The sequence below is a fragment of the Rossellomorea aquimaris genome, from assembly GCF_003315075.1.
GTDB lineage: Bacteria > Bacillota > Bacilli > Bacillales > Bacillaceae_B > Rossellomorea > Rossellomorea aquimaris_C.
The window spans coordinates 292021-306217 of sequence record NZ_QNRJ01000002.1 but is presented as its reverse complement, the minus strand read 5'-3'; the positions used below and the strand labels follow the sequence as shown (position 1 = coordinate 306217).

The following is a 14197-nucleotide window of genomic DNA, read 5'->3' as shown; positions in this document are numbered from 1 at the left end:
AAAGGTTTATAGCTTTCATACGCATTTTTTTGTAAAATATAAAAAGGTTGCTTTCTACCTGTGAGGAGTTGAAAAGATGAGATTGCACACTTTGCTGGAAGTACTGCCGTTTTTCTCAGTAGAGGGTGAAGGGAATCCAGCTATTTCAAACATCGCTAACCACCATAAGAAAGTGAAAAATGGCGATTTATTTATCTGTATTAACGGATTAGAGATTGATAGCCATTCACTGGCCCCACTGGCAGAGAAGAACGGTGCAGCTGCGATTCTCTCTGAGAGGAGCATAGAAGCAAACGTGCCGGTTATTATCGTACCGGATACGAAGAAAGCAATGGCCATTCTAGCCGACTACTTCTATAAGCAGCCCTCCCACCAGCTTTTGTTGGTAGGGGTGACAGGCACAAATGGGAAAACCACGACCACCCATCTGATTGACCAGGTGCTTACACACTGTGGGATGAAGACCGGTTTAATCGGTACAATGCACATAAAAGTGGGGGATGAGTTACAAGTAAGTCATAATACGACTCCTGACAGCTTAACGCTCCAACAAACGTTTAAACAGTTTTGTGATAAAGGGGTACGAAGTGCGATCATGGAAGTCTCTTCACATGCGTTAGATCAGGGACGGGTTCACGGCTGTGACTATGATATTGCCGTGTTTACAAACCTGACTCAGGATCATCTGGATTATCACAAATCCATGGACGATTACCGAAATGCAAAAGGCTTATTGTTTTCACAATTAGGGAATACTTATTTTAAGAAATCCCCCAAATACGCCATCATTAATAAAGACGATGAAGCAGCTGATTTTTTTATCAGAGCAACGGCCGCACATGTATTTACATATGGTCTGTCTCCTTCTGCTGACTTCTATGCCAGAGATATTGTCCTGAAAGCAACAAAGTCCGCTTTTACACTCGTTTCACCATTTGGAGAAAAAGAGATGGTATTAAATTTAGCGGGGCAATTTAATGTATATAACGCTTTGGCTGCGATTGCAACAGCCAGTGCAGCAGGTATACCCATCGAGGACAGCGTAAGGAGCCTGGAGAGAGCACATGGAATCAGGGGCCGGTTTGAAACGATCTCTGAAGGCCAGCCTTTCTCGGTTATTGTTGATTACGCACACACTCCGGATGGTTTGAAAAATGTATTAGAAACCATACAATCGATTACCAAGGGAAAGGTTATTGTGGTGGTCGGGTGTGGAGGAGACCGTGATAAGATTAAGCGGCCTATAATGGCAGAGATTGCCTGTGAATACGGGGACTTTGCTATCTTCACCTCTGATAACCCAAGAACGGAGGATCCTGAAAGTATACTTGGGGATATGGAATCTGGAGTGGTCGGCAAACAGTATCAATTAATAGTTGATCGGAAAGAAGCAATTAAAGAGGCTTTAAGTCTTGCAAAAGTTGACGATATTGTCCTGATCGCCGGGAAAGGTCATGAAACCTATCAAATTATAGGAAACAACGTATACGATTTCGATGACCGCGAAGTGGCCAGACAAATCATAAAGGGGATGTAAGAATGCTCTTTTATGATGATGTAAAGAAATTATTTCCTGAAACATCAGGAATACATCTACCCGGCTTTACGTTTCTAGTAGTTTCAAATTCAACTAGTATGGGAATGGAGAAGGGACTATATGTCCCTTTTGGTGATGAAATAAACCTTTTCGAAAGTATTGATTTAGGAGCGATTGCTTCACTTTGGCCGAAGAATGAAGAAGTACCTTCATTTGTTCCGAACCACTTTCCATTGTTTATGGTTGAAGATGTTTATAAAGCTTACATTGACTTACTAGAGGATTACACACAAAATTACAATCAAGAAAAGTGGGAAATTATGACGAAGTTTATTTTTAACAGCGAATCTGAACAAAACCAAGTAACAGACGTATCATCGAGCGAATCCGGTAACGGAAAGGGAGGGGAATGATGATGATGGAACAAGTGATCTTTTTTACAATCATTATGGCATTTCTTGTAACAGTATTGCTTGCCCCCGTTTTCATCCCTTTCCTGAGAAGATTGAAGTTTGGGCAGAGTATCCGTGATGAAGGACCTCAGTCTCACCAGAAAAAGACAGGCACACCTACAATGGGTGGAATTGTCTTCCTGGTCTCCATCGTGATTACCACATTTGTCATGACTGGTAAATATTCAGAGCCTGGTCCTGAAACCTATTTAATGATTCTAGTGACCGTCGGTTTTGGGCTATTAGGCTTCCTTGATGACTTTATTAAAGTGGTAATGAAGAGGAACTTAGGACTCACATCCAAGCAAAAGCTTTTAGGTCAGATTGTCATCTCTGTCATTTTTTATCTAATCTTTAAGCAAAATGACTTTCCGACTACAGTTTCGATTCCTTTAACGGATTTTTCATTTGAATTAGGTTGGTTTTATTGTTTATTCATTATCTTTTGGCTTGTAGGATTTTCAAATGCTGTCAATTTAACGGATGGATTAGATGGATTAGTATCAGGAACGAGCGCCATTGCTTTTGGTGCACTAGCCGTATTAGCCTGGAATCAATCCCAGTATGATGTCGCGATATTCGGAGTGGCAGTAGTCGGGGCGGTACTCGGATTCTTAGTATTCAATGCCCATCCTGCTAAAGTATTTATGGGAGATACAGGATCTTTAGCATTAGGTGGAGCGATCGCGACGATTGCCATTTTAACCAAATTGGAAATCATCTTAATTCTTATTGGTGGAGTATTTGTCATCGAGACACTATCCGTCATCTTACAGGTCGCATCATTTAAGACAACTGGAAAGCGAATATTCAAAATGAGCCCGTTGCACCACCATTATGAGTTAGTCGGTTGGTCTGAATGGCGGGTCGTTGTAACGTTTTGGACCGTCGGTTTGCTATTTGCCGTTTTAGGAATCTATATTGAGGTGTGGTTATAATTGAAGAAGATAACGAAGTTCAAACATAAAAAAGTTCTTGTATTAGGATTAGCAAAAAGTGGGGTAAGTGCTGCCTCTCTTCTACATAAGTTAGAAGCATTTGTAACGGTGAACGATCAAAAGCCCTTAGCTGAAAACCCGGAAGCTCAAGGGCTTCTTCAGGAAGGTATTAAAGTGATTTGCGGAAGTCATCCCATCGAACTTCTTGATGAAGGTTTTCAGTATGTGATTAAGAATCCAGGTATACCTTATAACAACCCATTGATTAAGAAAGCAATCGAAAAGAACATACCCGTCCTGACAGAAGTTGAGCTTGCCTACTTAATTTCTGAGGCAGAATTGATCGGGATTACAGGAACAAATGGAAAAACCACGACGACGACACTTCTGTTTGAAATGCTTAAAGAGGCCGATCAAAAGCCTCTTATTGCAGGAAATATCGGAACGGTCGCTTCTGAAGTAGCCCAGGAAGCGAAAGAAAATGAAAAAATGGTAGTTGAGCTTTCATCTTTCCAACTGATGGGGATCGAAGAATTCGCTCCTCATATTGCCATCATAACGAATTTATATGATGCCCATCTGGATTACCATGGAAACCTGAATGAATACTGGAAAGCGAAATCCAATATAACGAAAAATCAAACACAACATGATTATCTCATCTTTAATGCTGATCAAGAGCATGTGAAAGATTCAGTTGCCTTTACAAAAGCGCAATTGATTCCATTTTCAACGGAGAAAGAAGTAGCGGAAGGGGCCTATATTAAAAACGGGGCAGTCTATTTCAAAGATGAGTTGGTTGTTGAAGTTGATTCAATTGTATTACCTGGTGCCCATAACCTGGAGAATATCCTTTGTGCGGTTGCGGCGTGTAAAATCTATGGAGTGCCAAATGAAAGTATTAAGAAGGTCCTCGGCACCTTTACGGGGGTGAAGCATCGAACGCAATTTGTCAGGGAAGTGAAGGGTGTAAAGTTTTATAATGATTCGAAAGCAACGAATAGCCTGGCAACGAAAAGTGCTCTTCATGCGTTTGAGGGTCCTACGATCCTGCTTGCTGGAGGCTTGGACCGTGGAAATGATTTTGATGACCTGATTCCATATTTGAAGAATGTAAAAACGTTGATCACCTTCGGGGAAACGTCTGAGAAGTTCGTGAAAACAGGAGAAAAGGCAGGGATACAAACCATTATTCCTGTCGATAATGTTGAAAAGGCAGTTCCTGTTGCTTTTGGACATGCCGAAGAGGGAGATGTTGTGTTACTATCCCCAGCATGTGCAAGTTGGGATCAATATCGAACTTTTGAAGAACGTGGTGACATTTTTATTGAAGCGGTGCATAAGCTTTAATAAGGGCTTGTCCATAAAGAGCATCCATACTTTAACAACCAGCATACCAATCCAAGATAAGTAGTTTCCTTGCTCGAACGGCTCAAAATTTGTCTATTCGAGGTGTTTAAGATTGCCTTTAAAAAAATCGACTCCCGATTTTATCCTCATTATGGTTACACTCACTTTACTTGCGATTGGACTGATTATGGTATACAGCGCAAGCGCTGTATGGGCTGACTACAAATTTGATGACTCGTTTTTCTTTGCCAAAAGGCAAGTGCTCTTTGCGGGCGTAGGGTTATTCGCTATGTTTTTCATCATGAATGTAGAGTATTGGACTTGGAAAAATTGGGCGAAAATCATCATCATCATCTGCTTTGTCCTTCTTGTACTGGTGTTAATCCCGGGTATCGGGGTTCTAAGAAATGGTTCCAGGAGCTGGATAGGAGTAGGGGCGTTTTCCATTCAGCCTTCAGAATTTATGAAACTTGCCATGATTGCGTTTCTCTCAAAGTATTTATCGGAAAACCAGAAGTATATTACTTCTTTTAGAAAAGGAGTCCTGCCGGCGCTTCTCTTGGTATTCGCTGCTTTTGGAATGATAATGCTCCAGCCGGATCTGGGTACGGGTACTGTCATGGTTGGTACTTCAGTAGTGATGATCTTTATTGCAGGAGCGAGGATCATGCATTTTGTCGGTCTCGGGATGATTGGATTAGTCGGCTTCATTGGACTTGTTATATCTGCACCTTATCGCATTGCACGGATAACCTCCTTTCTGGATCCATGGCAGGATCCATTGAATAGCGGCTTCCAGATCATTCAGTCACTATATGCAATCGGCCCGGGAGGTTTGTTCGGATTGGGCCTGGGACAGAGCAGGCAGAAGTTCTTCTATTTGCCCGAACCTCAAAACGATTTTATTTTTGCCATTTTAGCAGAAGAGCTCGGTTTTATCGGGGGAACACTGGTCCTTCTTCTGTTTTCTTTGATTTTATGGAGAGGGATCAGAATTGCACTAGGGGCTCCTGACTTATTCGGAAGCTTTCTCGCGTTGGGGATCGTTTCAATGATTGCGATCCAAGTGATGATCAATGTTGGGGTCGTAACCGGCCTCATGCCGGTTACGGGCATCACACTCCCCTTTCTAAGCTATGGGGGCTCCTCATTGACCCTCATGCTAATGGCTGTCGGAGTGCTCCTGAATATTAGCCGCTATACGAGACGGTAATGACTTAATAAAGAGACTGACTGTGAAAAACAGCTCGGAAGAAGTGAAGGGCAAAATCCTGATAGCCAGGAACCCATCATTCACATCCTCCCCTGTTATTTACGGTCAGTCTCTTTTTGAATGGTTTTTTTGCAAAGATTGTTGTTCTATAACATAAGAACTGCATGGAGCTCAGTCAAATTAGTTTATGATGGGACGGTGAAAGGAACTGCTCCGCTTGCAGCAAGCGTTCGACCATGCATCCTAAGCTTAGCCGAATGGGGTCTTCGCACGCCCGTACTTCCGGAGGAGTCTACACAGTTCCCCTCACCATCTATAAGAAAATTTCGTGACAAAGCTTAACAGTCACAAAAACAATCTAGAGAATACGGACTATCGTTCTCTTTACAAGAAGTTATTTACCGTTGGAGCATTGTTTGATTCATTTGAAAGATTGTTCAATGATTCATTGATTTAGGTGTTAACATAAAATCTTCTTTTATTCCTTTGTAGATACTTTGTTTTAGGGGGAGAAACTCTTAACATACTTAGAATAGGAGCTGTTTTTGTATTTGTGTATCTATACATACAAGCAGTAAGGATTTAGTAGCACAGAGTGGATTGTAGCGGAAGGCACTTGACTCCTGCGGGTAATAGAGGAAAGGTCGAGACCCCACAGGGCAAAGCCCGAGGAGGCTTGACTTCCTCCCCGCGGAAAGCAAGTGCCTGGAGCGAAAAGGAACGGACTATGTTTCACACTAGCACTCATTCAAAAGGAAAATTCACTTTTATTGTATTTCGCGCATTAATGGGTGGGCGAGATTCTAAAGGAGCGACAAGTATACTCAACGGCCGTTCTTTCTGTGTGTAAATAACAATGTTGACGAAAGAGCTTTTTGAATGAAAGAAAAAACGCTGAAATTCCTTGTTTTTATTGAAATAACGATAGGATAATCATTGGTGAGATGTTACAATTAATTACATATACGTAATGCATTATGATCAGACCTTTTCAAAATAAAGGAGAGTTTATTACTTTTGTTAACCAAATCTTTTACAATTCAATGACATACCTTCTTTATGTCGAAATTGGTGTTTAAAATAGAGTGCAAGAGTGTATTAAATAGGATGGCTTCTTTCTGAAAAGGAACGGACGTACATATACGAAAAGGTGTATGGACAATGTAGCTTAGAAAATGCTGGATTACCTTGATTCGTTATCTGAGAACAAACACCGGTATATCCATCCTTCAACTCTACCATAATGGTTTCTTGTTCAACATTATGTCATATGGCAGAAAATAACGTTCTGTTCCTCTTTTAACATTTGCTGCCTTCATATAGAATGTAAGGTATCCCAATGTAAAGAGTACTTTCATTATAAGACGTGGTGAGAATTCTCTTATTCATGACTTAATGAATACAAAGTGAAATTGAGGAGAACGAAATGAAAAAAGAAAATGTTGTTTCCCTTGAAGATCGTATTCCTAAATTAAAACAACACCGAAAAAAGAAAGCGAATCGCAGACTGCTGTTTTTACTTTCTTTGTTCTTGCTTATGATTCTATCGGTTGTTTACTTTCAATCACCTTTAAGTCATGTAAAAGAAGTGGTGGTGCACGGGAATGAACTTGTTTCAAATGAGGCGGTTCTTCAGAAAAGTGGAATTGACAGCGGCATGAATTTGTGGAGTGTAAACAAAGATAAAACCGTGAAACAACTAAAGAAACTTCCTGAAGTAAAAAATGCGACGGTAAAAATGTCCTTTCCGAATTCCTATGAAATACACATCCAAGAATATGATAAAAAGGCATATCTATCGAAAGATAATAAATTCTTTGTCATATTAGAGAATGGGAACGTTCTGAATAAAGGTACAGAGTCAATACCCGTTGATGCTCCTTTACTCAGAGGTTTCGAGGAAGACAAGGCTTTAGTGAAAATGGTAGAAGAATTAGGGGAGCTTCCGAAAGAAGTTCAGCACCTCATATCTGAGATTAACCTGGTTCCAAAGAAAACAGATCAATATCACTTGACCCTATTCATGAATGATGGATTTGAAGTCAGTGCCACCATCCGGACCTTTTCAGAGAAAATGGTGCATTATCCCTCTATTGTCAGTCAATTGGACCCTTCAGTGAAAGGTGTCATCGATTTAGAGGTAGGTTCTTATTTCAGGGCATATGAAACGGAAGGTGAACAAAGCGATGAAGAGGATGAGGGTGAGAGGTAAGCACGTAATCCTCTCTCTTGTTTGTCTGGTGTTAGGTTTCATCCTTGCTTTTTCATTCAGTCTGGCTAACACAGAGCAAGCGGAACTTGGGAATCGAACGAATGGTCAGTGGAAACAGGAAGAAGCATTGAGGGATCAAATCCTTGAGTATCAGCAGAAAAATAATAATCTGCAAGAAGAACTCTATGAAAAACAGGAAAAGGTCGTCAACATGGAGAAGGAATTCTCTAAAGAGAAACAAATATATTTTAACCTGGCAGAAGATGCGGAGAAATATCGTATGTACCTGGGCAAAACAAAAGTGAAAGGCCCTGGGATAAACGTGACGTTATCAGACGCTGACTACGATTCCAATGAAGAAAACGCCAATAATTATATTGTTCATGAACACCATGTCTTTAAGGTGATCAATGAATTATACATTGCGGGAGCTTCTGTCGTAGCTATAAATGGACAAAGGCTAAAGCATGATTCATACATACTGTGTAACGGTCCCGTTATTCAAATTGATGGAATCGAATATCCCGCTCCATTTGAAATTACAGCTATTGGAGATCCCGAAGTACTATCATCAGCCATGAATATCACAGGCGGCGTTAAAGACCAGCTTGTAAATGATAATATCATTTTTAAACTGGAAAAAAAGAATGCAGTAATTTTAGAACCTAGCATTAGTGAATCATAAGCAGTGAATGGTCCCAAGGAATAATCGGACTGTTACCGAGAAAGGGTTAGCTGTGAAAGTAAGGTGCAATGAATGGACAACAAATTAAAAATAAGTTTTACCATTATTACGATTATTATTGGGTTTATGATTGCTATACAGTTCCAAACAGTCAAAGAACCTGTTGTCCGGGATACACGAGATATATGGGAACTAAGAAATGCATTATTAAAAGAAAAAGAAGTCAATTCCGATCTCTATGCAGAAATGCGTGCAGTTGAAGCAAAGTTGGAACAATATAAGACAGAGCAACAGTCGAGCCCGGAACGTGCGTTAAAACAAACGTTAGAGGAATTGAAAACAGAAGCAGGTTTGACTGAGAAAACAGGACCTGGTGTCATATTAACGATTGAACCTGCCATGGAAGAGATCCTCCTTGGCGAAAAAGTTCAGAATATATCGCCGGAACTGCTGGAAAGACTGGTAAATGAACTGAATCAATATGAAGCAATGGATATTTCCATCGATGGTCATCGTTTAATCAATACCTCTGTCATTCGGGATATTAATGGAGAAACCAAGGTGGATGGATTTTCAATAAAGAAAATACCATTTGAAGTGAGAGTATTAACCAAAGACTTAGAGACTGCTAAAGGGTTGTATAACCGAATGCAGGTATCCCAGTCTGTTGAGGACTTCTTTATCGATAATCTTCGAGTCTCAATTTCAAAGCCTTTAGAAAAAGTGGTGGTTCCACCATATGAAGATACCATCCGGGTCCGTTTAATGGAACCGGTGAAGGAATAGGAGGGAACGGGTAATATGTGGCTTCCCCTTTTAGGGTTGCTGGTAGGGGTCGTATTGGGGCTTCTTACAGATATTAGAATTCCAGATGAGTACTCGAATTATTTATCGATCGCCGTCCTGGCAGCGTTGGATACATTATTTGGCGGCATACGTGCCCACCTCCAGAATATTTATGATGATAAGGTCTTTGTTTCTGGATTCTTTTTTAATATTTTACTAGCAGCAAGTTTAGCTTTTCTAGGTGTACATCTTGGTGTAGACTTATATCTGGCGGCTGTATTTGCTTTTGGGGTAAGGTTATTCCAGAACATTGCAGTGATTAGACGAATACTTATTAGCAATTGGTCAAATAATCAAGAAAAAAGAGAAAAAAATTAGAATTTTAAAAGGGAATCGTTTTTGTTACGACGAATATCATAATAAGATATACTTAGAATAGTGTTTTTCTAGGGTTGTTGTTCCAAATAAACATTCTTTAAGGAGGTGCCATAGAGTGAACAGCAATGAAATTTACGTTAGCCTAGACATCGGTACATCCACAGTAAAAGTAATCATTGGTGAAATGACAAATGATTCCTTAAACATTATCGGTGTAGGAAATGTGAACTCAGAAGGAATCAGAAAAGGTTCCATCGTAGATATAGACGAAACTGTTCATACAATTAAGAAAGCAGTTGAACAAGCGGAAAGGATGGTTGGTTTATCTATAAGCCAGGTCATCGTAGGTATTACCGGGAACCATGTGTCGCTTCAATCGTGTCATGGTGTAGTGGCAGTATCAAGTGATAATCGGGAAATCGGTGATGAAGATGTTCTAAGAGTGATGGATGCAGCCCAGGTTGTTTCTATTCCTCCAGAAAGAGAAATCATCAATGTAATCCCAAGACAATTCATTGTTGATGGATTGGATGAGATTACAGATCCCCGGGGAATGATTGGTGTTCGATTGGAAATGGAAGGCACCATCATTACGGGATCTAAGACGATTTTACATAATACTCTCCGTTGTGTAGAAAAGGCCGGCCTTGAAATTGTCGATATCGTTCTTCAACCACTTGCAGCTGGTTCAGTTGCTTTGTCAAAGGATGAGAAGAGCCTGGGTGCTGCGTTAATCGATATTGGCGGCGGCTCTACAACGATAGCGGTTTTTGAACATGGTCACCTTAAAGCCACAACTGTACTGCCTGTTGGGGGAGAACATATTACTAAAGATTTATCGATTGGATTAAGAACCTCAACAGACGATGCAGAGAAAATCAAAACAAAATATGGACATGCTTATTATGACCATGCATCAGAAGATGAAGTGTTCAGTGTGCCAATTATTGGTAGCGATCAACACCAGCAATTTAATCAATTAGAAATTTCTGATATCATAGAAGCAAGGCTGGAAGAGATTTTAGACCTCATTAGCCATGAGCTGAAACGAATGGGAATCAGAGACCTGCCAGGTGGATATGTGTTAACTGGTGGTGTAGCAAATCTTCCAGGTGTGTTAGAATTAGCACAAATCGTTTTCCAAAATCGTGTACGGGTGGCAATCCCTGATTATATTGGAGTTAGGGAACCTCAGTATACGACTGCAGTAGGTTTAATTAAATACGCTCAAAAGAATGCTAGATTACAAGGAAGATCTGTTAGTGCAGAGCCAGTGCCTGTAGAGGCTGCTGAGAAGCGTCAATCGAAACCAGCTAATAAAAAGCCAAAACCTGCGAAGGTAAAAGAAGAAGAACATGAAGATGAAAAGGCCATGTCAAAAGTGAAAAAGTTCTTTGGATACTTCTTTGAATAAATAAAGGAATCCATAGATTCGACGAGTTAGGAGGATTTGTCATGTTGGAGTTTGATACAAATTTAGATTCTTTAGCGACAATAAAAGTTATCGGTGTCGGTGGTGGAGGTAACAACGCTGTAAACCGCATGATTGAGCATGGTGTACAGGGTGTTGAATTTATCGCTGTCAATACAGATGCACAAGCTTTGAATCTATCAAAAGCTGAAATAAAAATGCAAATCGGTGGTAAATTAACCAGAGGATTAGGAGCAGGTGCCAATCCGGAAGTGGGTAAAAAAGCTGCTGAAGAAAGTAAAGAACAGATCGAAGAGGCTCTGAGAGGAGCGGATATGGTCTTCGTTACGGCTGGAATGGGTGGGGGAACCGGAACTGGTGCAGCCCCGGTAATCGCTCAAATTGCCCGAGAAATCGGAGCATTGACGGTCGGTGTTGTGACACGACCTTTCACCTTTGAAGGCAGAAAGCGTTCAAATCAAGCAAGCGGTGGTATCGCTGCAATGAAAGAAGGAGTAGATACTCTTATCGTTATTCCAAACGATCGTCTGCTTGAGATCGTAGATAAGAGCACGCCAATGCTTGAAGCATTCAGAGAAGCAGATAACGTATTAAGACAAGGTGTTCAAGGTATCTCAGATCTAATCGCAACTCCTGGTCTTATTAACCTTGACTTTGCCGATGTAAAGACAATTATGTCTAACAAAGGTTCAGCCCTCATGGGTATCGGTGCAGCATCTGGTGAGAATCGTGCTACGGAAGCTGCAAAAAAAGCCGTTTCAAGTCCATTACTTGAGACATCCATTGATGGAGCTCAAGGTGTACTGATGAACATTACAGGCGGCACATCTTTAAGTCTATATGAAGTTCAAGAAGCTGCGGACATTGTTGCATCTGCTTCAGATCAAGAAGTAAACATGATTTTCGGTTCCGTAATTAATGAAGAATTAAAAGATGATATCGTCGTAACCGTTATTGCAACCGGGTTTAATGAAGAGGTCATTCAACCTCCAAAGCAAACTCGACCAACATTTGGTGGAATGAAACCAAATCAAAGTCCAAACCCAAGCCAATCTATCAAGCGCGAACAACCTAAACGTGAAGAGCCTCAACACCAAGAGCCGGTGAGAACCTCTTCCAATCAAAATCAGGGAGCGGAAGAAACACTGGATATCCCAACCTTCCTACGCAACCGTAACCGTCGCAGATAATTGCTTGACCATAAGAAAAGTTAAACAGCCCCGAAGGCATCGATGCCTTCGGGGCTGTTTGCTTGCATATTTATTTCCTCATATCCATCAAATTAAAATCCACTCCCAAAAGCATTTTTATACCTCGATTCAGGGATATATTTAGTGACATATTTCGCTCTTATCTCTGAAAAGTTTTCCTCTAAAGCATACAAAAAATGACAACCTTTTAAAGGGTATGTACGATATACTTCTGATAAGTCATTCCTATCTTGAAATTTAAATAACTGTCACTGGGTGAAGTTTCAAAAGGAGGGTAGAGATTGACCTTATATCTGGATGTCATCTGGTTGTTAAATCTGTTGGTAGACTTTTTCTTATTATGGTTAACTGGAATCATCTTAAAAAGACAATATGCCCTTTGGAGAATTGGACTTGGCAGTTTGATAGGATCGATCATAATTCTTCTGGCCTTTTCACCATTTGCAACTCTAATAGGAAACCCTCTTATAAAATTATTATTTTCAATTATCATGGTGTACTCAGCTTTTGGGTATAGAAGATTGCGCTATTACTTAACAAATCTTCTTATGTTCTATTTTGTTACCTTTTTTACAGGTGGGATATTAATTGGGACTCATTATTTTATAAGTTTCGACCCTGGTACAGAATCCTCCATGTTGCTTGCAAGCATCCGTGGATTTGGAGATCCGATAAGCTGGGTATTTGTTATGCTGGCCCTGCCTCTTGCCTGGTATTTTTCTAAGGGCAGAGTGGATAGCATTGAGCATGTGAAGCTTCAGTATGATCAGCTTCTGAAAGTAACCATAAAAATTGAAGATTTTCAATGTACCGTAAACGGTCTTGTTGACAGTGGAAACCAACTTCAGGACCCCATATCCAAAAGTCCGGTCATGATACTCTCCATCGCTGAGATAGAGGGGGGAATTCCAGAAGAAGTGAGGGCACTATGCCATGATGTTGATGAAATCTTCTCTGGAGAGAAAAATATCGACACACGCTGGTCTGACCGGATGAGAATTGTCCCCGCCCAATCAGTTGGAAGAAAAAGTCAACTTCTGGCTGCTATAAAGCCTGATTCTCTCATCCTAAAGGATCATGAATCAGAGTGGGCGATCCCGAATGGACTGATTGCCTTCAGGGAGGAACCGCTTTCAGCAGATGGGAATTTTCAAGCGATCGTTCATCCGAAAATGGCTTCGCGTAAGCCGGTACTAAACGTTTCTTAAATCAATTATTACTACTATACTCACAATTTAAAGAAATAGAAGGGGGAGCAACAATGAAAAAATTCAAATTCAAATTTTTATACTATTGGTACAAACTGTTAATCAAACTTGGACTGAAGACAGATGAAATTTACTACATAGGTGGTAGTGAAGCACTTCCCCCTCCATTGACGAAAGAGGAGGAAGAAGTATTACTCAATAAATTGCCTAAAGGTGATAAAGCTGCCCGCTCTCTGTTGATTGAACGAAACTTAAGGTTAGTCGTGTATATCGCCAGGAAGTTTGAAAACACAGGAATTAATATTGAAGACCTGATCAGCATTGGTACGATCGGCCTGATTAAGGCAGTAAACACTTTCAATCCAGAGAAAAAAATCAAATTAGCTACGTATGCTTCCAGATGTATAGAAAATGAAATCCTTATGTACTTAAGAAGAAATAATAAAATCCGTTCTGAAGTTTCGTTTGATGAGCCACTCAATATTGATTGGGACGGGAATGAATTACTATTATCGGACGTACTCGGAACAGATGAAGATATTATAACAAAAGATCTTGAGGCGACCGTAGACAAAAAACTGCTCTTTAACGCTCTTCACCAGCTTTCTGATCGTGAAAAACAGATCATGGAGCTCCGGTTCGGTCTAATGGGAGAAGAAGAAAAAACCCAAAAGGATGTAGCGGATATGCTGGGAATCTCCCAGTCCTATATCTCCCGTTTAGAAAAGAGGATTATTAAGCGTCTGAAGAAGGAATTCAATAAAATGGTATAACCTGTCAAGAACTGACCTTCTC

Annotated in this window: 13 protein-coding genes; all 13 read left to right on the top strand. The window is 40.5% G+C overall.

Annotated elements, in window-relative coordinates; translation table 11 throughout:
* Positions 1-76: 76 nt before the first annotated feature.
* The 13 genes from DET59_RS03970 to sigE all read left to right on the top strand — a co-directional run bounded on the left by DET59_RS03970 (position 77) and on the right by sigE (position 14175).
* On the top strand, positions 77-1537 hold the full coding sequence (locus tag DET59_RS03970) for a UDP-N-acetylmuramoyl-L-alanyl-D-glutamate--2,6-diaminopimelate ligase (protein WP_113968305.1): 1461 nt from the start codon (positions 77-79) through the stop codon (positions 1535-1537).
* Between the two features lie 2 nt (positions 1538-1539).
* A complete protein-coding gene (locus DET59_RS03965; protein ID WP_113968304.1) occupies positions 1540-1950 on the top strand; it encodes a hypothetical protein in 411 nt (136 codons plus the stop codon).
* 2 nt (positions 1951-1952) lie between these two features.
* Positions 1953-2927: a phospho-N-acetylmuramoyl-pentapeptide-transferase gene (gene mraY, locus DET59_RS03960; protein ID WP_113968468.1), complete on the top strand. Its 975-nt coding sequence runs from the start codon at positions 1953-1955 to the stop codon at positions 2925-2927.
* Positions 2928-4277, top strand: a complete 1350-nt coding sequence (gene murD, locus DET59_RS03955) for a UDP-N-acetylmuramoyl-L-alanine--D-glutamate ligase (protein ID WP_113968303.1) — start codon at positions 2928-2930, stop codon at positions 4275-4277.
* 112 nt (positions 4278-4389) lie between these two features.
* Entirely contained in the window at positions 4390-5490 is a 1101-nt protein-coding gene (gene spoVE, locus DET59_RS03950) for a stage V sporulation protein E (protein ID WP_113968302.1), read from the top strand.
* Positions 5491-6916: 1426 nt separating this feature from the next.
* Entirely contained in the window at positions 6917-7702 is a 786-nt protein-coding gene (locus tag DET59_RS03945; RefSeq protein ID WP_113968301.1) for a cell division protein FtsQ/DivIB, read from the top strand.
* Positions 7686-8387 carry a DUF881 domain-containing protein gene (locus DET59_RS03940; RefSeq protein WP_258549570.1) on the top strand — a complete coding sequence of 234 codons (702 nt, stop codon included), beginning with the start codon at positions 7686-7688 and terminating at the stop codon, positions 8385-8387. The genes DET59_RS03945 and DET59_RS03940 overlap by 17 nt, the downstream gene beginning before the upstream one ends.
* Positions 8388-8459: 72 nt before the next feature.
* The gene (locus DET59_RS03935) at positions 8460-9173 is read left to right on the top strand and encodes a DUF881 domain-containing protein (RefSeq protein ID WP_113968299.1); all 714 of its coding nucleotides are present in this window, start codon (positions 8460-8462) and stop codon (positions 9171-9173) included.
* 15 nt (positions 9174-9188) lie between these two features.
* A complete protein-coding gene (locus DET59_RS03930) occupies positions 9189-9551 on the top strand; it encodes a small basic family protein (RefSeq protein ID WP_113968298.1) in 363 nt (120 codons plus the stop codon).
* A 115-nt stretch (positions 9552-9666) separates the two neighbouring features.
* A complete protein-coding gene (gene ftsA / locus DET59_RS03925) occupies positions 9667-10965 on the top strand; it encodes a cell division protein FtsA (RefSeq protein WP_113968297.1) in 1299 nt (432 codons plus the stop codon).
* Between the two features lie 41 nt (positions 10966-11006).
* Positions 11007-12173, top strand: coding sequence for a cell division protein FtsZ (gene ftsZ, locus DET59_RS03920; RefSeq protein WP_113968296.1), 1167 nt, complete (start codon positions 11007-11009; stop codon positions 12171-12173).
* A 302-nt stretch (positions 12174-12475) separates the two neighbouring features.
* A complete protein-coding gene (gene spoIIGA / locus DET59_RS03915; protein WP_113968295.1) occupies positions 12476-13402 on the top strand; it encodes a sigma-E processing peptidase SpoIIGA in 927 nt (308 codons plus the stop codon).
* A 53-nt stretch (positions 13403-13455) separates the two neighbouring features.
* Positions 13456-14175: an RNA polymerase sporulation sigma factor SigE gene (gene sigE / locus DET59_RS03910; RefSeq protein ID WP_113968294.1), complete on the top strand. Its 720-nt coding sequence runs from the start codon at positions 13456-13458 to the stop codon at positions 14173-14175.
* Positions 14176-14197: the final 22 nt, after the last annotated feature.

Excerpts from the sequence above, each read along its gene's own strand:
- DET59_RS03945 (WP_113968301.1), top strand. The coding sequence starts at position 6,917 with ATGAAAAAAGAAAATGTTGTTTCCCTTGAAGATCGTATTCCTAAATTA.
- ftsZ (WP_113968296.1), top strand. The coding sequence starts at position 11,007 with ATGTTGGAGTTTGATACAAATTTAGATTCTTTAGCGACAATAAAAGTT.
- DET59_RS03940 (WP_258549570.1), top strand. The coding sequence starts at position 7,686 with ATGAGGGTGAGAGGTAAGCACGTAATCCTCTCTCTTGTTTGTCTGGTG.
- DET59_RS03965 (WP_113968304.1), top strand. The coding sequence starts at position 1,540 with ATGCTCTTTTATGATGATGTAAAGAAATTATTTCCTGAAACATCAGGA.
- DET59_RS03970 (WP_113968305.1), top strand. The coding sequence starts at position 77 with ATGAGATTGCACACTTTGCTGGAAGTACTGCCGTTTTTCTCAGTAGAG.
- DET59_RS03930 (WP_113968298.1), top strand. The coding sequence starts at position 9,189 with ATGTGGCTTCCCCTTTTAGGGTTGCTGGTAGGGGTCGTATTGGGGCTT.
- mraY (WP_113968468.1), top strand. The coding sequence starts at position 1,953 with ATGATGGAACAAGTGATCTTTTTTACAATCATTATGGCATTTCTTGTA.
- sigE (WP_113968294.1), top strand. The coding sequence starts at position 13,456 with ATGAAAAAATTCAAATTCAAATTTTTATACTATTGGTACAAACTGTTA.
- DET59_RS03935 (WP_113968299.1), top strand. The coding sequence starts at position 8,460 with ATGGACAACAAATTAAAAATAAGTTTTACCATTATTACGATTATTATT.